This is a genomic window from Mycobacterium sp. SMC-8 (genome assembly GCF_025263565.1).
Classification (GTDB): Bacteria; Actinomycetota; Actinomycetes; order Mycobacteriales; family Mycobacteriaceae; genus Mycobacterium.
The window spans coordinates 1787914-1809310 of the sequence record NZ_CP079865.1; the positions used below are offsets into that span (position 1 = coordinate 1787914).

Genomic DNA, 21397 nt, shown 5'->3' on the forward strand with positions numbered 1-21397 from the left:
ATCAGGCATTCTTGACGCGTTCCTGCAGGTCCTTGCGGGAGATCTTGCCGGTGATGCTTCGCGGCAGCTCATCGAGAATCGTGATCTCCCTGGGCACTTTGTAGTTCGCGAGGTGGTCGCGGACGTGTTGCTTGAGTGTGTCGGGGGTAGCCGCGGCGCCGGGCTGCAAAACCACGAACGCCTCCAGGCGCTGGCCGAACTTCTCGTCGTCGACGCCGAGCACCGTCGCCTCGGCCACGTCGGGATGGGCGGCCAGCGTCTTCTCGACCTCGATCGGGTAGACGTTCTCACCGCCGGAGACGATCATCTCGTCGTCGCGGCCCACCACGAACAGGCGGCCGTCCTCGTCGAGGTAGCCGAGGTCGCCCGACGACATGAACCCCTCGTGGAAGTCCTTGCCTTTCCCGGTCGACCCCTTGGTGTAGCCGTCGAACTGCGTCGAGTTCCGCACGTAGATCCCGCCCACCTCGCCGGTGGGGACCTCGTGGAAATCCGCGTCCAGGATCCGGATCTGGGTGCCTTCGGCCGGCCGGCCCGCGGTGTCGGGCGCGGCCCGCAGGTCGCGCGGTGTCGCGGTGGCGATCATGCCGGCCTCGGTGGCGTTGTAGTTGTTGTAGATGACGTCGCCGAACCGGTCCATGAACTTGATGACCACGTCGGGGCGCATCCGCGAACCCGATGCCGCCGCGAATCGCAGTGAGCGGCCGCTGTACTTGCCGAGCACCTCCTCGGGCAGCTCCATGATGCGGTCGAACATCACCGGCACCACGCACAGCCCGGTGGCGCGGTGCTTGTCGACGAGCTCGAGGGTCGCCTCCGGGTCGAACTTGCGGCGGGTGATGATCGTGCACGCCATGGACGCGGCGAAGGCCAGCTGCGAGAAGCCCCACGCGTGGAACATCGGCGCGACGATCACCACGGGCTGCTCGGCGCGCCACGGGGTGCGGTCGAGGATGGCCTTGAGCACGCTCGGGTCGCCGCCGGAGTGTTTGGCGCCCTTGGGCGTTCCGGTGGTGCCCGAGGTCAATAGGATGACCCGGCTCTTGGCCAGCGAGCGCACCGGCTCCTGTCCGGTGTGCGCGTCGATCAACGCCTCGACCGTGTGCCGGTCGGTCGGCCCTTCGGTCCACGCGACGATGCGGGTGGTGTCGGGTCGTCCGGCCAGCGCGCGGTCGACCGTCTCGGTGAACTCCTCGTCGTAGATGACCGCGACGGAGCGGCCCTCGCCCTCGCGATCCATCACCTCGGCCAGCGCGGGCCCGGCGAACGAGGTGTTGAGCAGCAGGACGTCGGCGCCGATTCGGTTGGCCGCGATCAGCGCGTCGACGAAACCGCGGTGGTTGCGCGCCATCAGCGCGATCACCTCGGGCTGGCCGCCGGGCTGCGCCTGCAGTGCGGCGGCGAGAGCGTCGGCGCGCCGGTCGATCTGGCGCCACGTCAGGATGCCGAGTTCGTCGACCAGTCCTTCCCGGTCCGGGCAGCGCTGGGCGGCCGCGGCGAACCCGGACGTGATCGCCATGTTCTCGCGCTGCATCGCGCCGGTGATGCGCAGGTACTTGTCGGGCCGCATCGGTGCGATAACGCCGGCGCGCACCATCGTCGAGACCAGGCCGAGGGCGTTGGTGACGGAGTCGGTGATTCCCATGGGCACCTAGCTCAGCCCAGCACCGGGAGCCGGCGCTCTCCGGCCAGTTCGTCGAGGGCTCGCTGCATCACCCGCCGCACATGAGCGTCGACCTCGTCGATGTCGGGATCCTCGCCGAACTCGGCGACGATGTCGATCGGCGGCAGCGCCTTCATCGTGATCTTCGACGGCAGAGGCACATTCAATGGCAGCACCACCGACAGGCCGAACGGGAAACCGAACGACACCGGCACGATCTTGGCGCGGAACGCCCGCGCCACCGGACCCAGTGCTTTGGCCACCTCCGTGCCGCGGGTCAGGAACAGCTGACTCTCCTGGCCGCCGATGCCCACCGTCGGCACGATCGGGACACCGGCGTTCAACGCCGCCTTGACGTACCCGGTGCGCCCCCCGAAGTCGATCTTGTTTGCGGCCAGTGTCGGACGGTAGACGTCGTAGTCACCGCCGGGGAACACCACCACGACACCGCCCGAGCGCAGCGCCTCGTCGGCGTTGCGGTGATTGGCCGGGATGAAACCGGTCTTCTTGAAGAAGGCGCCGGTGGGGCCGACCATCAGCATGTCGTGGCTGAGCGTGTAGACCGGCCGGTCGAAGCCGAACTTGTCGTAGAAACCGCTGGCGAAGACCGGCACGTCCATCGGGAACAACCCGCCGGAGTGGTTGGATACCACCAGCGCGCCACCGTTCGGGAAGTCCTCCAGCCCGCGCACCTCGGCACGGTGCCAGCCCTTGAGGAACGGCTTGAGGAGGCCCATCACCCGCTCGGTGAGCACGGGATCCCACTTGGTGATCTCGGACGTCTCGATGTCGGTCTGGTCGTCGGTCGCACCCACGGCGGCCCCCTCAATACTGGAACGTGTTCTAGTTTTGCCAGTGTACCCACTGCTCATGGCCGTCGAAGCGTGCCTATGAGCAGCGTCACTGACCGAAGAAACCAGTACCGGTACGGGGCCGTCAAGCTCGGTCGCCCGATCGCAACCTTGATCTTGATCAGGCGGGTGCCGCCGACAGCTGGGCCCTCACCGCGCGGCTCAGGTCATCGGCCAGGATCTCGGGCGCTCCGGCGAACAGGCCGTCGAGCGCGAGCTCGGCGACCACGGCGGGGTCCGTCTTCTGCTCGGCAGGGATGTCGCTGACCATGTCGGTGTCCATGTAGCCCACGTGCAACGCGGCGACGTGGACTCCGCGCGGCGCGAGCTCCTGGCGTACCGCGTCGGTCATCGCCCACCCGGCGGCCTTCGCCGCGGAGTACGCCCCGCTGGTCGGCGGGTGCAGCCACGACAGCACCGAGAGCACGTTCAGGATCGAGCCGCCCCCGTTGCGTTCGATGACCGGCGCGAACTCCCGGATCACGGCCAGGGTGCCGAAGTAGTGCGTCTCCATCTCCAGCCGGATGTCGTCCAGAGGGCCGTCGAGCAAACCGGCGCGGGTCGACACACCGGCGTTGTTGATCACGACGGTGACGTCCGGGGCCAGTTCGGCGGCACGGTGCACCGATTCCGGATCGGTGATGTCGAGCGGGATCGGCACCACCCCGGGCAGGTCGATCGTCTCGGGTCGCCGGGCGGCTGCGTAGACCTTGGCGCCGCGCGCCACGAGCTGCTCGGCGAAGCGACGGCCGAGGCCCCGGTTGGCTCCGGTGACCAGTGCGGTGAGGTGTTCTGTGTTCGTCATGTCGACCTCAACACCGCGGCACCGCCGCGCAGTCCCCGCCGGCGAGGAATTGCAGCTGGCTGGTAGTCCGAAACGCCCGACGGATCCGGACCGCCCACTGTAGGTTCGAATCACTGTGGCGGAACCCGGTCGGGGGATTCCGCCACAGTGATTTTCGGGGCGGGTGTTGTCAGCGCCCGGTGGGCCGTGCCCGAAGTAGGCAGTAGGGCAGCAGGAAAAGTCATGTTCCCGGTCGCGGCGGCCGACGATACTCGGAGACCGTGACCGACGATTCTTCGCCTGGGCACGCGGCTCTGCGTCGCCGCGACCGGCTCCGCGAACTCCTCGACGCCGTCACCGACTCGTCCAACGGCGATGTCGGCGACATGGCCCGCAGTAGCTACAGCTCGGAATTCCACTTCTCCCGTGAGGTCCGACGGTTGACCGGGGAATCGCCGGCGGCACTGCGGCGCAGGGTGATGCTGGAGCGCGCCGCCTGGCGGCTGCAACGCGGCGAGCCGGTGTCCGCCGTGGCCGCGGACGAGGGCTGGTCGTCGGCCGAGGTGTTCTCCCGGGCATTCCGCCGCACGTACGGCCGGCCGCCGTCACAGGCCGGCGAGATCCACTTCCGGCTCCCGGCGCCCAACGGCCTGCACTTCCATCCGCCGCAGTCACTGTGGCTGGACAGCGATCCCGGCGAACCAGGCGCTGCGCACGCGCCCGACATCGCGGCGTTGATGGTCGAGCACGACCTCGCCGACACCGCGCATCTCATCGAACGGGCCGCGCAGCTGACCGCCGATGAGTGGGTGGCCGAGATCGCGCACGGGCAGACGGTGCTCCACTGGGACGGCCCCGAACCGAGTGTGGGCGCGGTGCTCGGCGCGATCGTGTGGACCAAGGAGGTCTGGCTGGCCACCATCGCCGGTGACGACTTCCCGTCACGCAGCGCCACCCGACCCGAGTCCGTCACCGCCGTCGAGCTGGCCGCGCACCACGACGGCCTCGCAGCGCGCTGGCGGGCGATGGTGGCGGAGTACACCGCGGCCGGACGGCTGGGGGACACCGTGATCGACGCGCTCTGCGACCCGCCGGAGTCCTTCCAGCTCTACGGCATCGTCGCGCATGTGCTGACGTACTCGGCGCACCGCCGCGAACTCGCCCGCACGATGCTGGCGCGCCTCGGCGCGACGAGCCGGTGCGGCGACCCGCTGGATTGGATGAGGGGAGATCAGTGAGCACCGTCTACTACACCGCCTCGAGCCTGGACGGGTACATCGTCGACGAGCACAAGAGCCTGGACTGGCTCACGTCCCGCGACATCGACGCCGACGGCCCCTTCGCCATCGACCCGTTCCTGGCGTCGGTGGGGGCGTTGGTGATGGGTGCCGACACCTACGAGTGGATCCTGCACAACCACCCGGGCGAATGGATGTACCCGCAGCCGTCCTGGGTGCTGACCCACCGGCCGGGCCTGATCGCCGACGGCCATGACGTGCACACCTTCGCCGGCGACGTCACCGAGCTGCACCCGACCTTGGTGTCGGCGGCAGACGGCAGGGACGTGTGGGTGGTCGGCGGCGGGGACGTCGCCGCCCAGTTCGTCGCCGCGGGTCTGGTCGACGAGGTGATCGTGTCCTACGCGCCGTGCACGTTGGGCGCCGGATCGCCGGTGCTGCCGCTGCGTTCGGAATGGAAGCTGGTGTCCTCGGCGGTCAACGCGGACTTCGTGTGCGCCCGCTGGCGCCGCGCCTGACCGCGAGCAGACGCAAAATCGCACTCCTGGGGCCTTCTCCGTGCGACTTTGTGTCTGCTCGGCGATGAGTTCCGGGTTTGGCGGAGGTCGGAACCGGCATGACCGATAACCAGGGCCAGATTCAGGACACCATCGAGCGGTGGGTCGCGGCGATCCAGGCTCGTGACCATGACGGAGTGCTCGCCGCGCACACCGACGACATCGTGATGTTCGACGTGCCCCGCCGTGCCACGGGATCCACGGGATCGACGCCTACCGTGACTCCTGGCCACCGTTCTTCGAATTCCTCGCTGGCGGAGCGGTGTTCGAGCTCGTCGACCTCGACGTCGTCGCCGGTCACGACGTCGGGTTCGCGTACGCGCTGCTGCGCTGCGGCCGGCCCGAGCAGCTCGAGGCCAAACCCGGTGAGCGGTTGCGCGTCACGATGGGCCTGCGCAAGGTGGACGGCCGGTGGCTGATCGCCCACGAGCACCATTCGTTCCCGATCGAGACTGAGCAAGGGTCTGGGTGCGGCTGACACTCCCGGCCGGATGACGCCCAGCAGACACAAAGTCGCACGCCCACCGCGGTGAGCGTGCGACTTTGTGTCTTCTCGCGCTAGGACGTCGGCGGCGTGTAACCGAACGGCAGCAGGATGCTCTTGGGCTCGCAGTAGGCCTCGATGCCCTCCCAGCCGTTCTCGCGGCCGATGCCCGAGTTCTTGAAGCCGCCGAACGGCGCACACGGGTCGAACGCGTACATGTTCACCGCATAGGTGCCCGTGCGGATCCGCCGGGCGATCCGCAGCGCCCGGTCGTTGTCGGTGGTGTACACCGACCCGGCCAGGCCGTAGACCGAGTCGTTGGCGATGCGCACCGCGTCGTCCTCGTCCTCGTAGGGGATCACCGCGAGCACCGGGCCGAAGATCTCCTCCTGCGCGATGGTCATCGAGTTGTCCACGTCGGCGAACACCGTCGGCTGCACATACCAGCCGTTGTCCAGGCCCTCGGGACGTCCGCCGCCGGTGACCACGCGGGCGCCCTCCTCGATGCCCTTCTTGATGTAGCCCTCCACGCGGTCGCGCTGCTTCTCGCTGATCAGCGGGCCGATCATCGCGGCCGGATCGTCGGGCAGGCCGGGCGCCATCGCGGCGACGGCCGCCGACAATTTCTCGACGACCTCGTCGTAGCGCGAGCGCGGCGCCAGGATGCGGGTCTGCCCGACGCAGGCCTGGCCCGAGTTCATCAGGCCGGAGAACACCAGCATCGGCAGCGTGGAATCCAGGTCGGCGTCGTCGAGGATGATCGCCGCGGACTTGCCACCCAGCTCCAGCGTGCAGGGCTTGAGTTTGTCGGCCGCGATCTTGGCGATCTCCTTGCCGACACCGGACGACCCGGTGAACGTGTACTTGTCCAGATTCGGGTTGGCGGTCAGCGCCTGACCGGTCTCCGGGCCGCCGGGCACGATCGACAGCACGCCTTCGGGCAGGCCCGCCTCGACGAACATCTCCGCCATCGCGAACACCGACAGCGGTGTCTCGGCGGCCGGCTTGAGCACCACCGTGCAGCCGGCCAGCAGCGCCGGGCCGAGCTTGTTGGCGGCCAGGAAGAACGGCACGTTCCACGCAGTCACGGCACCCACGACACCGACGGCCTCACGCACCACCAGGGTCTGGCCGTAGACGCCGTCGCGGATGTCCTGCCAGGTGAACGTGTCAGCGGCCCCGGCGTAGAACTGGAACGACGACATCGCCGCGCCGTACTGCATCATGTCGACGATCGTCGGCGGCTGGCCGGTCTCGGCGGCGAGCAGGAACTTCAGCTCGTCGGCGCGCTCCTCCATGATCTTGACGGCGCGGCCCAGCACCTCGGCGCGCTGCTGTGGCGTCATCTGCGGCCACGGACCGTTGTCGAACGCCTCGCGGGCGGCCGCGCAGGCGGCGTCGACGTCGGCCGCCGAGGCCAGCGGCACCTTGCCGACGACCTCGCCGGTGGCGGGGGAACGCACCTCGATGACGTCCGAGGTGGCCGGCTCGACCCACTTACCGCCGATGAACAGCTTGTCCCATTCGGTCCGAAACGCAGTGCTCTGTGTCATAGGCGTCACACTACCGACGGATCGGTCAAACGAGAACCTGTTGCAAGACAGCCTCAAAACGGCTGCAACACCAGCACCAGATTGCTCACCAGGAATTCCCGCACGCCCGGCACCTTCGTCAGTCCCCAGGCCCATCGCGGGTGGTAGCGCGGAAATGCGGCGACCAGCGCGCCGGTGCCGCGCGCCCAGCGCAGCCCGTCGGCGGCGTGCACGGCGAACAACGACGAGCCGTAGTCATTCTTGGGTCGGTGGCCGTGTCTGCGGGCGTACCGGTCAGCTGCCCGGCGACCACCGAGATAATGCGTCAGGCCCATCTCATGCCCGCCGAACGGCCCGAACCAGACGGTGTAGGACAGCACGGCGAGCCCGCCGGGCCGCGTCACCCGCAGCATCTCCTCGCCGAGCCGCCACGGCTCGGCGACGTGCTCGGCGACGTTCGATGACAAGCACACGTCGACGCTGGCGTCGGCGAACGGCAGCGCGGTCCCGGAGGCCCGGACGAACGTGCCGGCCCGACCGTGGGTGCGGGGTGCGGCGGCGTGCATCTCCCGGGGGTCGGGTTCGACGCCGATGTAGCGGACGCCGGCCTCGGTGAACGCCGACGCGAAATAGCCCGGCCCGCCGCCGACGTCGAGCAGCGTCAGTCCGGTGGGCGCCGTGCCTTTGGCCGACTGCCACAGGTCGCCGACCATCGCGACGGTGTCCGCGGCCAGTGCGCCGTAGAAGCGGTCCGGCTCACTCTGCTCGAACCGGAACGCCGCGAGCAGCCGCGCCGAGCGGGACAGCGTCGCACGTTCGGCGAAGCGGTCGGTGGCGGGCACCCGGTCACCCTACTGATCACCGGGCTAGGCTGGCGGGGATGTCTGACCTGCCCGATCCCGTGTGCTCCTCGCGTGCGCAGGTCCGTTCCGTGCTGCTGCTCTGCTGGCGTGACACCGGCCACCCGCAGGGCGGCGGCAGCGAGGCCTACCTGCAGCGCATCGGTTCCCAGCTCGCCGCGTCGGGCACCCGGGTCACGCTGCGCACCGCCCGCTACCGCGGCGCGCCGCGGTGTGAAGTGGTCGACGGCGTGCAGATCCAGCGCAGGGGCGGGCCCTACAGCGTGTACGTGTGGGCGGGGCTGGCGATGGCCGCCGCGAAGATCGGGCTGGGGCCGATGCGCCGCATCCGGCCCGACATCGTGGTGGACACCCAGAACGGGCTGCCGTTCCTGTCCCGGCTGGTGTACGGCCGCCGGACGGTGGTTCTGGTGCACCATTGCCACCGCGAGCAGTGGCCCGTCGCCGGGCCGGTGATGAGCCGCATCGGGTGGTTCGTCGAATCGCGGCTGTCCCCGCGGCTGCACCGCCGTAACCAGTACGTCACGGTGTCGCTGCCGTCGGCCCGCGACCTGGCCGCGCTGGGCGTGCACCCGGACCGGATCGCGGTGGTGCGCAACGGTGTCGACGCGGCGCCCGAACGCACGCTGGCCATTCCCCGTTCGGAGACTCCGCGCGTCGTGGTGCTCTCGCGGCTGGTACCGCACAAGCAGATCGAGGACGCCCTCGATGCGGTGGCGCGCTTGCGCACCCGCGTCCCCGATGTTCACCTGGACGTGCTGGGTGACGGCTGGTGGGCGCAGCGGCTGGTCGGCCATGCCGGGCAGCTGGGGATCTCCGATGCGGTCACCTTCCACGGCCACGTCGATGACGCCACCAAACACGCTGTGCTGCAACAGAGTTGGGTACATGTGCTGCCTTCCCGGAAAGAGGGTTGGGGCCTGTCGGTGGTCGAGGCTGCGCAGCACGGTGTGCCGACCATCGGTTACCGGTCCTCGGGCGGGCTGACCGACTCGATCGTCGACGGGGTCACCGGGATGCTGGTCGACGACTGCGATCAACTGGTCGACGGTCTGGAGCGGTTGCTCACCGACGGGGTGCTGCGCGAGCAGTTGGGCGCCAAGGCCCAGGTGCGCAGCGGCGACTTCTCCTGGCGCCAGAGCGCCGACGCCATGCGCGCCGTGCTCGACGCGGTGCGTGCCGGCGTGCCGGCCAGCGGCGTCATCTGATCACGGCGCGCGAATTCCGCTCTTATCGCGGACAGCAGCGCGAATGGCCATTAACATAGCGCCATGCTCAGTGTGGTGCGCCGGATCCTGGGCTACGAGATGACCGTCGCCGAGTGGATCGGGACCGCGCTGCTGGTCGGCGCGCCGTACGGGATTCTCGGGGTCCTGGTCACGGTGCTGCGGCCCGACCACATCGCGGCAGCGGACGGTGGGCTCAAGGTCTTCGCGGTCGCCGGCTCGCTGCTGTTCTGGCCCATCCTGCTCGTCACGGGCGTGTGTATCCCATGAGGGGCAACAGGATTCAGATCAAGCGGCGCACCGCACGCTGGAGCGACGAACCGGTGCGAGTCGGCGACGCGATGGACTTCTGGTCGTTCGCCGCCGGCGCGGCCAACGTGATCATGCAGATGTCGCGTCCTGGAGTGGGTTACGGCGTCGTGGAGAGCAAGGTCGACTCGGGCAACCTGCTCAAGCACCCGTGGAAGCGGGCCCGCACCACCTTCCAGTATCTGGCCGTCGCGATCTTCGGATCCGACGATGACCGGGCCGCCTTCCGGGCAGCCGTCGACGGCGCACACCGGCACGTGCAGTCGGGACCGTCAAGTCCGGTGCGCTACAACGCCTTCGACCGCGATCTGCAGATGTGGGTGGCCGCGTGCCTGTTCGTGGGGCTGGAAGACACCTACCAGCTGCTGCGCGGCCGGATGACGCCCGATCAGGCCGAGCAGTTCTACCGCTCGGCCTGGACGCTCGGCACCACGCTGCAGGTCGGCGCCGACCAGTGGCCGCCCACCCGTGCGGAGTTCGACCAGTACTGGGACTCGGCCTGCGAGCAGGTCCAGATGGACGATGTGGTGAGGTCCTACCTCACCGAGCTGATCAATGTGACGATGATCAATCCCGTTCTGGGACTGCCTTTCCGGCCGCTGTTGAAGTTCCTCACCGCCGGCTTCCTGGCCCCGGTTTTCCGCGACGCGCTCGGCGTTTCGTGGGGTGGCGGGCGGCAGTGGTGGTTCGAGCAGCTGTTCCTGTTCGTCGCGTTCGTCAACCGCTTCCTGCCCGGCTTCCTTCGCCAGGGCGGCAGTCACATCCTGCTCGCCGACGTCCGCAGGCGCGTCCGCGCCCACCGGCGGCTGGTCTGAGAGGAGCGCCGCATGTCGATCCGCACCGCCACGCGCAGCGTGCTCAGTAGACGGTTCTGTCTGGCCGACGTGATCGAACTCGGGCTGTGGCTGGCGATCCCTTATGTCACCGTCGGTCTGGTGTGGGCGTTCTTCCGCGTGGAGGAGGTCCGCCTCCTTGAGACATCGTTGAACACGCTGATGCCTGCCGGCGGTGGGCTGCTGGCCTATCTACTGGTCGCCGCGCTCTGGCCGGTCCAGCTGCTGCTGCCGGCCGTGTGCGTGACGTGACCGCAGCCGCGCGAGCAGCATCGCGATGAGCCCGACGACGAGCTGACCGAGCCACACCGAGTGCGCGGCCAGCAGCAGCGCCCGATGGGGCGCGGCCGGGCTGTCGCCGCCGATCGCGTACACCGTCAGCGCGTCGTCCCGGTAGGCCACCGGCAATTCCAGGTCCACCGCGGCGCCCTCGACCACCACCCAGCCCACCCCGGCCGCGGCGAGCTCGCCGGCGCCGGAGCCGGAGATCAGCAGCCGCTGCACCTCGCGGGCCCGGCTGCCCTCCCCGGGAACGGTCTGTCCCGCGATGGTCAGGTCACCGGTGCTGAGCACCTCGGCACGGACCCAGCGCGGCAGCGGGTCGAGCACCGGTGCGTCCCCGGCCCACGGGAACCGCCGCATGCTGTCGACGGGCAGCACGGCGACCGGCGCCGGGTCGGCGTTGATCAGCTCGGCGGCCGCCGGCCAGCCGGGCGGATACGTCACCGCGCCGACGCGGCCGCCGACACCCCAGACCAGGTCCGGCAACGTCGCCACCACCGCGGCGCAGCACAGCGCGGCGGCGGCCGCCGCGGGTAGCCGGGGACGCAGCGCGACGACGGCAGCCGCCCCGGCCAGTGCGTAGGCCGGCATGGCCAGCGCGACCCACTTCTGCCCGTCGCGCAGCACCCCGAGCCCCGGGACCGCGCCGACCACGCCCTCCAGCACCGCCATACCGGGCCCGGTGGCGAGCAGCGCCGGCGCGACCACTGCCGTCACCGCGACCACCAGCAACGGCAGCGCGACACGGCGGCGAAGCAGCACCGGCAGCCCCACCGCCACGATCGCCAACAGCACACCCGTCGACACGATTGCGAAAAGCGTTGTCCGCGAAGCCGGTACCGCCTCGGCATTCCAAATGCCGCCCAGGCCGGCCAGGCTGCCCAGAGTGGCCAGCCCCGGCTCGGCACGCGCGGCGAACGCCTCGATCCCGGGCCGCTGGTCCACCGCACCGGCCCAGCCGCCGGCCACCGCCGACGCGACCAACCACGGCAGTGCGGCCGTCACCGCCGCCGCCAGGCTCACGGCTGCGCACCACCACCGCGGCCGGCCTGAACCGGGGGCCGTCGCACACGCGAGCGCGATCGTCGCGGCCAGCATCAACGCCGTCGGCGTCAATCCTGCCAGCGCCACCCAGAACAGCAGCGCCCCGATCCTGCCGAAATCGCATTCCACGCGGTCATGTCCCGCATTTCCGCGCGTGGAATGCGATTTCGGCGATTGCCGCAGCGCCAGCACCGTCGCCGCGACCCACGGCAGGCACCCGTAGCCCACCAGCAGGCTCCAGTGCCCCTGCAGCAGCCGCTCGGCCACGTAGGGATTCCAGATCGCGATGGTGACGGCCACGCATTGGCCGGCGGTCCCGGCGTCGGGCAGCACCGTGGTCACCAGCCGGGCGGCGCCCCAGCCGGCCAGCCACAGGCCGAGGATGAGCACGGCCTTGACCACCACCCCGCCGTCCACCACGGCCGAGCCCAGCGCGACCGCGAAATCCTGCGGCAGCGCCCTCGGCGCGGCCTGGGTCAGCCCCAGCGCGGCATCGGTCAGATAGGACCGTGGTGTGGACACCGCATCACGCAGCAGCAGGTAACCCGGCGCGAGGAGCGGCCCGGTCACCGCGAGGGTCAATGCCAGCGCATAACCCGGCGCGACGAGCGAGCGCCAGGTCGGCGCGGAGACCGGCGCGATCAGACCGGTCGGTCCGGCGGCAGGTCCGTCGGCCGCTGCGCGGGCAGCTTCTCGGTCTTCGCCTCGGCGCCGGGCACCGGTTCGCCGTCGTCGCCGCGCTTACCGAAGAACCGGTTGCCGGTGTCGTCCAGACCGGGATCGATCAACTGCGACTCCGTGCGCAGGCTGAACGAGCCGAGCAGCGCCCCGCCGACCAGCGCGACCAGGCCCAGCGCGGTGAACGTGATCGGCAGGATGCGGCCCCACAGCGACACCCGGTCCCGCTCGTCCTGCGCGGAGGCCACCTGGGACTCGACCGTCTCCTCGGTGGACGTCACGGTGTAGTCGACGAACGTGACCTCGGGCTTGAGCGCCTCGCGGGCGTAATAGTGGTAGCCGCGGTCGGACTCCTTGACGATCGTGCCCGACACCGGATCGACCCAGAACGTGCGCTGCGCGGCGTAATACCGCGTCATCGTGATCATCTCCTCGGGGTCGCCCTCGAGGCCCCACAGCGCGGCTCGCGCCGTCACCTGGCTGTCGGCGTCGTCGTCGTACAGCGACGGGTACTTGACCGGCTCGACCAGCTTGCCGTCGGCGTCGAAGCCGACGTTCTGGGTGAACTTGTAGGCGGTCAGGCCGTTGACATCCTCTTCGCCGGAGTAGTTGGCGTCATACGCCTTCTGCGCGATCGGATCGAACACCGGGTAGGTCTTCTTCTCGGTGTCGAACGGGAAGCGGTAGGCCAGCCCCTCGTGCGGCAGCGCGATGCTCGTCGGCGGGACCTCGTCGTCGATGGAGCGCGGCCGCTGCACCGAACCGCCGGGATTGGTCTCGCTCGACACCGCCATCGCGGTGGAGCGGTTGACCGTCACGGTGTCGACCATCGCCAGCAGCAGCCCGTTGTCCTGCTGCCGGTCGGTGCGCCGCAGCGACGAGCCGACCTGCAGCGTCACCACGTCGGCGTTCGACGGGGACTCCACGCTGATCTGCTGCTGCAGCACCATCGGGACGTCCTCGTTGATCACGAACCGCTCACCGAGCAGTGACGCCGGGTCGAACGCGGTGCCGGTGCCGTCGCTGACGAGGGTGGTGTCGATGTCGAGCGGAATCTTGGCGATCTTGTCCTGGGTGTAGGTGGACAAGAGCAGCGCAGCGATGAGCAGGGCAGCTCCGAGGCCCATGATTCCGCACGCGGCGATCCTCAGCGCAACTGCGCGGTTCAATACCGTGTCTCCCTTCGCGCGCCGCCACGGGCGTGGCGGTGGCGGCGCCCAGCCAGACGCCCAAAAGTCCGGTTCGACCCTAACAGCACAGATGATGGTCGTCGCTTACTACGAGGGTTCACCGGCAGCGCCTGACTACCCGTTTATCCGGCGGGATTCACGCAGGGACGGTGTTGCGGGCACACTGTTCGGCGTGAACGACGCCAAAGCCGTGGGCGATTCGAGCGCCGTCGGCGGGACGCGCGGATTCCTGCCCGCCGTCGAAGGCCTGCGCGCGTGCGCGGCGATCGGCGTCGTCGTCACGCACGTGGCGTTCCAGACCGGCCAGGGCGGCGGCGTGGTGGGACGGGTGCTGGGCCGCTTCGATCTGGCCGTCGCGGTGTTCTTCGCGCTGTCGGGGTTCCTGCTGTGGCGCGGCCACGCGGCCGCGGCGCGCGGGCTGCGGGAGCGTCCGTCGACCGGGCACTACCTGAGGTCGCGCATCGTGCGGATCATGCCGGGCTATCTGGTCGCGGTGGTGGTGATCATGACGCTGCTGCCCGACGTCAACGCCGACTTCACGGTGTGGTTGGCCAATCTCACGCTGACCCAGATCTATGTGCCGCTGACCCTGACCGCGGGCCTCACCCAGATGTGGAGCCTGTCGGTGGAGATGAGCTTCTATTTGGTGTTGCCGCTGCTGGCGCTGCTGGCCCGCCGGCTGCCGGTGAGCGCGCGGATCCCGGTGATCATCGCGGTCGCCGTGGCGAGCCTGTTCTGGGTGCGCATCCCGTTCGACCCCGACTCCGGGCACAACCTGTGGAATTGGCCGCCGGCGTTCTTCTCGTGGTTCGCCGCGGGCATGGTGCTCGCGGAGCTGACGGTCAGCCCGGTGGGCTGGGCCCATCGGCTGGCCCGCCGGCGCGTGCTGATGGCGGTGCTGGCGTTGACGGCGTTCCTGATCGCGGCGTCCCCGCTGGCCGGGCGCGAGGGCCTGCACCCCGGGTCGGTCGGGCAGGTGACGTTGAAGACGGCGATGGGCGCGGTGGTCGCCGGCGCGCTGCTGGCCCCGCTGGTGCTCGACCGGGTGGATACCCCGCACCGGCTGCTGGGCAGCCCGGTGATGGTGACGCTGGGCCGGTGGTCCTACGGGCTTTTCGTGTGGCACCTGGCCGCGCTGGCGATGGTGTTCCCGATCATCGGCGCGTTCCCGTTCAGCGGTCACTTCACCGTGGTGCTGATCCTGACCCTGCTGTTCGGTTTCGCGATCGCTGCGGTCAGCTACGGATTGGTGGAGTCTGGGTGCCGCAATGCGTTGCGGCGCTGGGAGCGACGCCATCATCCGACCCCGCTGGATTCGTCGGTCAGCGACGAGGTCGAACCCGCCGAAGCCCGCTGACGCCCGACCCCTCAGCCGCCGAAATCGCATTCCACGCGGTCGCCCGGCCGATTTCTCCGCGTGGAATGCGGTTTCGGCGGGAAATCAGGACTGCGCCCGCCGCATCAGGGGCCTGGGCGGCCAGTGCCGACACCTGGGTGCCGATCGGGGGTACCGGTGGCGCTGTCATGGCCCCCATCTTGACCGGTGCGCCGGGAATCGGGGAACGACACCAGCGAAACCGCGACCGCGACCATCGACAGCAGCGCGAGGAACTGCACTCCCGCGGAGTGGCCCACGTAACCGTCCACCGAGCGCCACGGGTTCTGGCTGAGCACGGCGCCGGCCAGGATCAGACCGAACGCGGCGGTGCCGACGGTCAGCGCGTCCCGCAGTCGTTCCCGCCGCCGCAGCAGGTAGCGGACGCCGACCGCGGCGCCTGCGACCAGCAGACCGCCGACTCCCGAGATCACCGCGGCCACCAGCGCGGCGCCGGCGGCGACCGCGAGCGCGGGAGGCTGCCACGGTCTGGAGGGCGGCCCTGGGACGCCGGGGCGGCGCACGGGGGCGAACGCCAGCACGAACAACACCGGCAGCAACGCCAGGCCGCCGATCAGTCCGGCGCGGTAGGTGGCGTTGGAGGCGAAGTCCAGCGTCACGGCGCCGGCCGCCCCCGCCGGAAGCACCCAGCCCTGCTGCCATCCGTTGACGGTGACCGACGTCAGCGCGGCGCCGTCGGCGGTGCGCGCGGTCCAGCCGGGGTTGGCGCTCTCGGGTACGACGAGGACACGCGCGGTCTGCGACGCCGGCACAGTCACCTCGCGATCGACGCTGGTCCACTCCTCGACGGTGACGGGCGTCGTTGTCGCCGAACCGATGTCGGCAGAACGCGGACCGTCCAGCTGCACACCGTCGACGATCAGTCCCGTACCGGGGCTGATCACCAACTCCTGCTCGCCCGCCGGTAACGGGATCGGCTCGTCGCGGCAGGGGCGGGCCGGGATCGGGTCGCCGTCGAGCAGCGCGCCGACGGTGGCGGTCACCGACGTCTGGATGAACTCCCCGGCGACGCCGATGACCGGACCGCGTCCGCACGGCACGCTCACCGTGCGTGCCCGGTTGGCCGCCGCGTCGGCGGCTCCGACGGGTGTGCCGCGTCCGTCGAGTGCGACCACCTCCGCCAGGCCGGGAGGCTTGAGCTGGTCGAAACCCAGTGAGGTGCGGTCGATCACGTCGTCCCAGTCCATGAGCCACACCGTGATCGAGTCGGTCACCCGCGGGTGCAGCCGGAAGGTCTCGGTTCCGGCCGTCATGCGGCGCACCTGCGGACCGTCCCCGAGATCGACGGCGATCAACCGCGGCCGGGCAGGCAGCGGCGACGAGCCAGGGGTGACCCGCAGCGCCGAAACCTCGGTGGCGGCAGGCAGTTTGAGCTGCAGCGATGGTGGGGTGTGCGGCTGCACGGTGCGCTGCGGTGCCGTCCACGACGTGCCGGTGTCCCCGTCGGTGGCCGCGTACGCCGAGCCGAGCACGTCGATCGGGTCGGAGTCGCCGTGGGCGCGGGTGGTGTCCGGCTGCGCGATCAACTCGGCCAGATGGGGTCCCTGGCGGCCACGCACCCACACCGTCGGGGTCACCTGTGTCGCCTCCGGCACGGTCAGCGTGCGGCTCAGGTTCACCGGTTCCTCGGCCGCCAGCGCCATCGCCGCGGCGCACCGAGTTCCGGTGGGACTCTGCGCGCAGCCGGCGCGACCCAACAGCTCTGATCCCAGATCCCACTGCGCCACAACAGAATCCGATCGTGGAGCGGGCACGTCGACGGTGTGCCGGAGACTCACCGGGTGCGCGAACCCGTTGGCGTCGTACTGGGTGATGCTGATGTCGGTGATGCCGAACTGCACCCCGGGCGAGCCATCGTCGGTGCCGGTGGCGGTGATCCGTACCCACGGGGACTCGCCGTAGGGCAGCGCCACGGTCAGCGGCTCGCCGGCCTCCTCGAAGCGGACGGTGCTGGTGCCGTTGACGGTCGACACCTCGATTCGCCGCACCTGCGCGCCGACCGCCGTCGCGCTCGGGGTGACGGTCAGCGTGGCGTTGGTGACGGGATGGTCGAAGTCGACCTGGAGCCATTGGCCCAGCGCGGTCTGCAGGGAATTGGACACCCAACTCGTGGACGGGTCTGCGTCGATCGCCGATGCGGGATTGGAGGACGGCGACACGTCGGGCAGCGCCGTGGAGTCCGATGCGGCACTGGACACCGAGAGCCTGCCGCCGCCCCACCGGCCGTAGACGAGTTCGGCTCCGGTGGCCGGATAGTCGGGCACCCGGTTGTACGTGTTGCGCGCGTCTGCGGGTGCGCGGATCGCCGACGAGTGGTCGTCCACGCGGCCGTAGTCGGTCTCCCGCGCCGTCGGGGTGTCGGTCACGGTCACCAGCGGCGAGGGCAGCCTGGCCCGTGTGGCGTCCTGGGTCAGCAGTGCGGGGCCGAGCGGGTCCCGCCCGACGAGCCTGCGACGTTCGTCGAGCCGCAGCAGCGACTCCGGGCCGCCGTCCACGCGCGGCATCAAATCAGCCTCGACCACATACGGTGTCAGTGACACCGGGCGGTCGACGCGGTAGATCTCCACGGCCGGATAGCGCGGCCGCAAGCCGCTGTCGGTGACGAATCCTTCCAGGCTGCCGGGGCCGATCGGCGGCCCGAACTCGGCGACCTTGGTCAGGCCGGGGGAGCTGTCGATCGCGCGGTGCACCAGGATGGGCCGCGCCGACCGCGACGAATCCGGATCCAGGTCGTTGCGCACCACCACATGGGAGACGCCCTGCCGGGACAGCGTGTCGGCCAGACCGTCGGACGGCCGTCCCGCGGCGAACAGGCGCTGCACCGAGTCCAGCGCGCGGATCGTCTCCGGCGGGGTGAGCGGGATCGAATCGCGCACCCCCCACGCGCTGTCGCCGAGCACCTGCAACGGTTCGTCGTGGCTGTTGCCCCAGATCTGCGTCGCGAACGGAGCGCCCGGGGCCACCAGCACCCGGCCCGCGGAGTTGTTGTCGTCCAGCCACGCCGCGGTCTCGTGCCAGTACGGTGGGATCTCGTCGAACGCCCCGGGAGGGGTGAGCCGCCCGGTCCAGGCCAGCGCGGTGGCGGCGGTCAGCGCCGACAACAGCACGATGCCGACTGCGATCCGTTTGTCGTGTTCCGGGTGGGCGAACGCGTTGCGCCACACCGGCCGCGGCGCACTGCCCGGCAGTGGAATGCGCCCGAGCAGGTGGGCCAGCCCGAGCGCGAGCGGCAACCGCAGCAGAGGCTCGAGCTTGTGCAGATTGCGCAGCGGGGTGCCCTCGGCGTCGAGGAAGGCCTGCACGTACTGCGCGACGGGGGACCCCAGGCCGCCCGAGTAGCCGGCCGCCAGAAGTGCGACGCCGACCAGCAGCATCGTCACCAGGCGACCGCGGGCCGGCATGGTCGTCAGCGCCAGACCGGCCAGCCCGCCGGCGGCCACCAGCGTGGTCGCGAGCACGGCCACCGACCCGGTGACCAGCGGGGCGCCCGCGGTGGCGGTCGGTGCGACGTACGGCGTCCACGCCCCGGTGCCGCGCAGCATCTCCGTCAGCGACATCCACCGCGTCGTCACCCCGGAGGACTCGATGAAGTCCAGGAACGGCGGGCTGATACGGCCCAGGTGCAGCAACGCCACCACCCACCACGTCACGGCCAGCGCCACACACGGCAGCCACCACGCCACGAACCGTCGCCACGTCCGGTCGGGCCGGTGGCACAGCAGCCACACCACCGCGCACAGACACGCGGTGAGCGTCGCGACCGCGTTCACCGCACCCATCAACGCCACCGCGACGGCAGAGCGAGCGGCCAGCACCCGCACCCGGGACCCGCCCTGGAGAGCCAGGATGACCGGCAGCAGCACCCACGGCGCCAGCATCATCGGCAGCGTCTCCGACGAGATGGCGCCGATGGTGGTCAGCACCCGCGGCGACAGCGCGAACGCGAGCGCGCCGAGCACCCGGGACGTCGTGGTGCCGATGCCCAGCGCCTCGGCGACCCGCAGCAGCCCCCAGAACCCGGCCACCAGCAGCAGCGCCCACCACAGCCGTTGCGTCACCCAGCCCGGGACGCCGAGGAGGTCACCGGCGAGAAAGAACGTTCCGTGCGGGAACAGGTAGCCGTACGCCTGGTTCTGTGCCTGGCCGAACGGCAGCTCGCTGTTCCACAGATTGAACGCCCGCGACAGGAAGCGCAGCGGGTTCGCGGTGAGGTCGAGTTTGGTGTCGGGTGAGATCTGGCCGGGCGACTGGGCGAATGTCAGGACCAGTGCCGCCGCGGCGGCCACCCACAACCAGCGCCGCGACAGCGGCCGGGTCAGGTCAGGGACGGAGGGCAGGAGCGTAGCGACCCGGGATTTAGGTGCGGTCGCCGTACTCGACCCTGTTGAGCACCGATGACGCCGGATCGCCCGCTTGCAGCGGAGGCTTTGTGTCCTGCTGCACCATCAACGTCACACCGAACACGGCTGCCGCCCCGAGCAGCAGGCCGACGACGATGCTGGCTGCAGCGGGTACGAGAAACCGATCCATGCGGCAAACCTAGCACGGAGGCCGCCGCGGCCCGGGCGCCCGCGGAGCGGCGCGATCAAGCGCGGGTCACGGCTCCGGCGGCACGATCAGCACCGGACGGTGTCCCCGGCGCAGCACATGGTCGGCCACGCTGGACTGGATCAGCGACCGGAAACCCGTGGTCGCCCGGGTGCCCGTGACGATCAGGTCGGCGTCGAGCTCGTCGGCGGCCTCGATGATGGATTGCCACACGGTGAAGGTGGCCGCCCGCCGCATCGGCTCGGCGGGCAGACCGGCGGCCAGCGCGAGTTCGAGGCCCTCGTCGTTGATGCGCTGCGCCTCGGCGAGCGCGATGTCGATCTCGTCGTCGTTGCGCGGATCGGGCGGCCCGTCGAGGTCGTAGTGGTAACCGACCGGGGCCGAGCCCCGGTCCAGCGGCAGCCACACCGTCAGCACCACGGCCCGGTCGGCGGTCAGGAACCGGCTGGCGTAGTGCACCGCGCGGCGTGCAGTGGGCGAGCCGTCAAAGGCGATGACCATCACGGTCTTCTTGTCCCGGGGTACGGGGCCCGTCATCGCCGCTCCTTGTCCTCGCTCGTCACCGCCCACAGAATATTTGGTCGCAGCCTCACCACAGGGCGTCTTCATCGGGCTCTTGCGCCTCCGAGCCGCGGGACTTGGGACCCCGCCACGGCCCGGGGGAATAGATCGAGACACGTTCTGCCGTTACTGTCGGTCCGTATGCCTGCGTCACGGATCGTCCCGAAAACCGTCCCGCATGCTCTCGCCGGGGTGTTCGCGGCGTCGGCGCTGCTGGTCGGCTGCACATCGCCCGCCGAACCGGAGTCGGCCGGCCCGCCGGTGATCCACGCGACCCCGTCGATGGCGGCCGGCCCCGCACCGGCGCCGCCGGCCGCCCCGCCCCCGGCCGCACCGGCGTGCGGTGACCCCGCGGCCGTCGTCGCGGCGATGTCCACCCGGGACAAGCTCGCCCAGCGGCTCATGGTCGGGGTGACCGGCGCCGCGGACGCCCGCTCGGTCGTCGACACCCATCGCGTGGGCGGCATCTTCGTCGGCAGCTGGAGCGACCTGTCGATGCTGACCGACGGCTCCCTGGCCGGCATCGCCGACGCCGCCACGCCGTTGCCGCTGGCAGTCAGCGTCGATGAGGAAGGTGGCCGGGTCTCGCGGTTGTCCGGCCTGATCGGCGCACAGCCGTCGCCCCGGCAGCTGGCGGCCACCAACAGTCCGGAGCAGGTCTACCAGATCGCCCTGGAGCGCGGACGCAAGATGCGCGGCCTCGGCATCACGGTCGATTTCGCGCCCGTCGTCGACGTCACCGACGCAGCCGACGGCGGCGTGATCGGCGACCGTGCTTTCGGTGCGGACCCGGCCCAGGTCACCGACTACGCGGGCGCCTACGCCCGCGGGCTGCGTGACGCCGGTCTGCTTCCGGTGCTCAAGCACTTCCCGGGGCACGGCAACGGGAACGGGGACACCCACGCAGGCAGCGTCGTCACCCCGCCGCTGGCCGATCTGCAGGCTCACGACCTGCTGCCGTACCAGACGCTGACCACCCAGGCCCCGGTCGGCGTGATGGTCGGCCACATGGAGGTGCCGGGCCTGACCGGCAGCGAACCGGCCAGCCTGAGCCCGCCCGCCTACGCGCTGCTGCGGTCGGGCGACTATGGCGGCCCGCCGTTCGGCGGCCCGGTGTTCACCGACGACCTGTCCGGCATGCAGGCCATCACCGCCCGGCTGGGCGTCGGGGACGCGGTGCTGCGCAGTCTGCAGGCGGGTGCCGACGTTGCGCTCTGGCTGAGCACCGGCGAGGTGCCCGCGGTGCTGGACAGATTGGAGCAGGCGGTCGCCGCCGGCGAACTGACCATGCCGCGCATCGACGAGGCTGTGATGCGGATCATCGCGATGAAGGGTCTCTCGCCACGCTGCGGCGGCTGATC

19 protein-coding genes are annotated in these 21397 nt (G+C 70.4%); 9 read left to right on the plus strand and 10 right to left on the minus strand.

The window, feature by feature from the left end; translation table 11 throughout:
* Position 1: 1 nt before the first annotated feature.
* The 3 genes from fadD12 to KXD97_RS08755 all read right to left on the minus strand — a co-directional run bounded on the left by fadD12 (position 2) and on the right by KXD97_RS08755 (position 3319).
* Positions 2-1645: an acyl-CoA ligase FadD12 gene (fadD12, locus tag KXD97_RS08745; RefSeq protein ID WP_260756340.1), complete on the minus strand. Its 1644-nt coding sequence runs from the start codon at positions 1643-1645 to the stop codon at positions 2-4.
* An 11-nt stretch (positions 1646-1656) separates the two neighbouring features.
* Positions 1657-2400, minus strand: a complete 744-nt coding sequence (locus KXD97_RS08750; protein ID WP_260757890.1) for a 1-acyl-sn-glycerol-3-phosphate acyltransferase — start codon at positions 2398-2400, stop codon at positions 1657-1659.
* A 235-nt stretch (positions 2401-2635) separates the two neighbouring features.
* Complete coding sequence (locus KXD97_RS08755) at positions 2636-3319, minus strand: SDR family oxidoreductase (RefSeq protein WP_260756341.1); 684 nt, start codon at positions 3317-3319, stop codon at positions 2636-2638.
* 260 nt (positions 3320-3579) lie between these two features.
* Here KXD97_RS08755 and KXD97_RS08760 point away from each other — a divergent pair, with 260 nt between their 5' ends.
* The 3 genes from KXD97_RS08760 to KXD97_RS08770 all read left to right on the plus strand — a co-directional run bounded on the left by KXD97_RS08760 (position 3580) and on the right by KXD97_RS08770 (position 5571).
* Complete coding sequence (locus KXD97_RS08760) at positions 3580-4536, plus strand: helix-turn-helix domain-containing protein (protein WP_313901365.1); 957 nt, start codon at positions 3580-3582, stop codon at positions 4534-4536.
* On the plus strand, positions 4533-5054 hold the full coding sequence (locus tag KXD97_RS08765; RefSeq protein WP_260756342.1) for a dihydrofolate reductase family protein: 522 nt from the start codon (positions 4533-4535) through the stop codon (positions 5052-5054). The genes KXD97_RS08760 and KXD97_RS08765 overlap by 4 nt, the downstream gene beginning before the upstream one ends.
* 244 nt (positions 5055-5298) lie before the next feature.
* The gene (locus KXD97_RS08770) at positions 5299-5571 is read left to right on the plus strand and encodes a nuclear transport factor 2 family protein (RefSeq protein ID WP_396885363.1); all 273 of its coding nucleotides are present in this window, start codon (positions 5299-5301) and stop codon (positions 5569-5571) included.
* An 80-nt stretch (positions 5572-5651) separates the two neighbouring features.
* Here the strand turns inward: KXD97_RS08770 and KXD97_RS08775 are convergent, their stop codons facing one another.
* Both KXD97_RS08775 and KXD97_RS08780 read right to left on the minus strand, forming a co-directional pair.
* The gene (locus KXD97_RS08775; RefSeq protein WP_260756343.1) at positions 5652-7130 is read right to left on the minus strand and encodes an aldehyde dehydrogenase; all 1479 of its coding nucleotides are present in this window, start codon (positions 7128-7130) and stop codon (positions 5652-5654) included.
* A gap of 53 nt (positions 7131-7183) precedes the next feature.
* Positions 7184-7951, minus strand: coding sequence for a class I SAM-dependent methyltransferase (locus KXD97_RS08780; RefSeq protein WP_260756344.1), 768 nt, complete (start codon positions 7949-7951; stop codon positions 7184-7186).
* Positions 7952-7989: 38 nt separating this feature from the next.
* Between KXD97_RS08780 and KXD97_RS08785 the strand changes: the two genes are divergently transcribed.
* From KXD97_RS08785 to KXD97_RS08800, 4 genes are all read left to right on the plus strand, one after another.
* Complete coding sequence (locus tag KXD97_RS08785; RefSeq protein ID WP_260756345.1) at positions 7990-9177, plus strand: glycosyltransferase family 4 protein; 1188 nt, start codon at positions 7990-7992, stop codon at positions 9175-9177.
* Between the two features lie 63 nt (positions 9178-9240).
* Positions 9241-9465 carry a hypothetical protein gene (locus tag KXD97_RS08790; RefSeq protein ID WP_260756346.1) on the plus strand — a complete coding sequence of 75 codons (225 nt, stop codon included), beginning with the start codon at positions 9241-9243 and terminating at the stop codon, positions 9463-9465.
* Positions 9462-10319 carry an oxygenase MpaB family protein gene (locus KXD97_RS08795; protein WP_260756347.1) on the plus strand — a complete coding sequence of 286 codons (858 nt, stop codon included), beginning with the start codon at positions 9462-9464 and terminating at the stop codon, positions 10317-10319. Before KXD97_RS08790 ends, KXD97_RS08795 begins: the two co-directional genes overlap by 4 nt.
* A 12-nt stretch (positions 10320-10331) precedes the next feature.
* Positions 10332-10589, plus strand: a complete 258-nt coding sequence (locus tag KXD97_RS08800; protein ID WP_260756348.1) for a hypothetical protein — start codon at positions 10332-10334, stop codon at positions 10587-10589.
* Here KXD97_RS08800 and KXD97_RS08805 read toward each other — a convergent pair.
* Both KXD97_RS08805 and KXD97_RS08810 read right to left on the minus strand, forming a co-directional pair.
* Positions 10530-12308, minus strand: a complete 1779-nt coding sequence (locus KXD97_RS08805; RefSeq protein ID WP_396885365.1) for a hypothetical protein — start codon at positions 12306-12308, stop codon at positions 10530-10532. The genes KXD97_RS08800 and KXD97_RS08805 overlap by 60 nt on opposite strands.
* Positions 12305-13510 (minus strand): DUF3068 domain-containing protein, encoded by a 1206-nt coding sequence (locus tag KXD97_RS08810; protein WP_260756350.1) that lies wholly within the window; start codon positions 13508-13510, stop codon positions 12305-12307. The genes KXD97_RS08805 and KXD97_RS08810 overlap by 4 nt, the downstream gene beginning before the upstream one ends.
* Positions 13511-13703: 193 nt before the next feature.
* Between KXD97_RS08810 and KXD97_RS08815 the strand changes: the two genes are divergently transcribed.
* Positions 13704-14888, plus strand: a complete 1185-nt coding sequence (locus tag KXD97_RS08815; RefSeq protein WP_260756351.1) for an acyltransferase — start codon at positions 13704-13706, stop codon at positions 14886-14888.
* A gap of 104 nt (positions 14889-14992) precedes the next feature.
* On the opposite strand, the gene KXD97_RS08820 is transcribed toward KXD97_RS08815, so the two are convergent.
* The 3 genes from KXD97_RS08820 to KXD97_RS08830 form a co-directional block, all read right to left on the minus strand.
* Complete coding sequence (locus KXD97_RS08820) at positions 14993-19246, minus strand: alpha-(1->3)-arabinofuranosyltransferase (RefSeq protein ID WP_260757892.1); 4254 nt, start codon at positions 19244-19246, stop codon at positions 14993-14995.
* Between the two features lie 37 nt (positions 19247-19283).
* Positions 19284-19457 carry a DUF2613 domain-containing protein gene (locus KXD97_RS08825; RefSeq protein WP_003933939.1) on the minus strand — a complete coding sequence of 58 codons (174 nt, stop codon included), beginning with the start codon at positions 19455-19457 and terminating at the stop codon, positions 19284-19286.
* A gap of 66 nt (positions 19458-19523) precedes the next feature.
* Positions 19524-20012 carry a universal stress protein gene (locus KXD97_RS08830; protein WP_260756353.1) on the minus strand — a complete coding sequence of 163 codons (489 nt, stop codon included), beginning with the start codon at positions 20010-20012 and terminating at the stop codon, positions 19524-19526.
* Positions 20013-20177: 165 nt separating this feature from the next.
* On the opposite strand from KXD97_RS08830, the gene KXD97_RS08835 reads away from it, so the two are divergent.
* Positions 20178-21395 carry a glycoside hydrolase family 3 N-terminal domain-containing protein gene (locus KXD97_RS08835; protein WP_260756354.1) on the plus strand — a complete coding sequence of 406 codons (1218 nt, stop codon included), beginning with the start codon at positions 20178-20180 and terminating at the stop codon, positions 21393-21395.
* Positions 21396-21397: the final 2 nt, after the last annotated feature.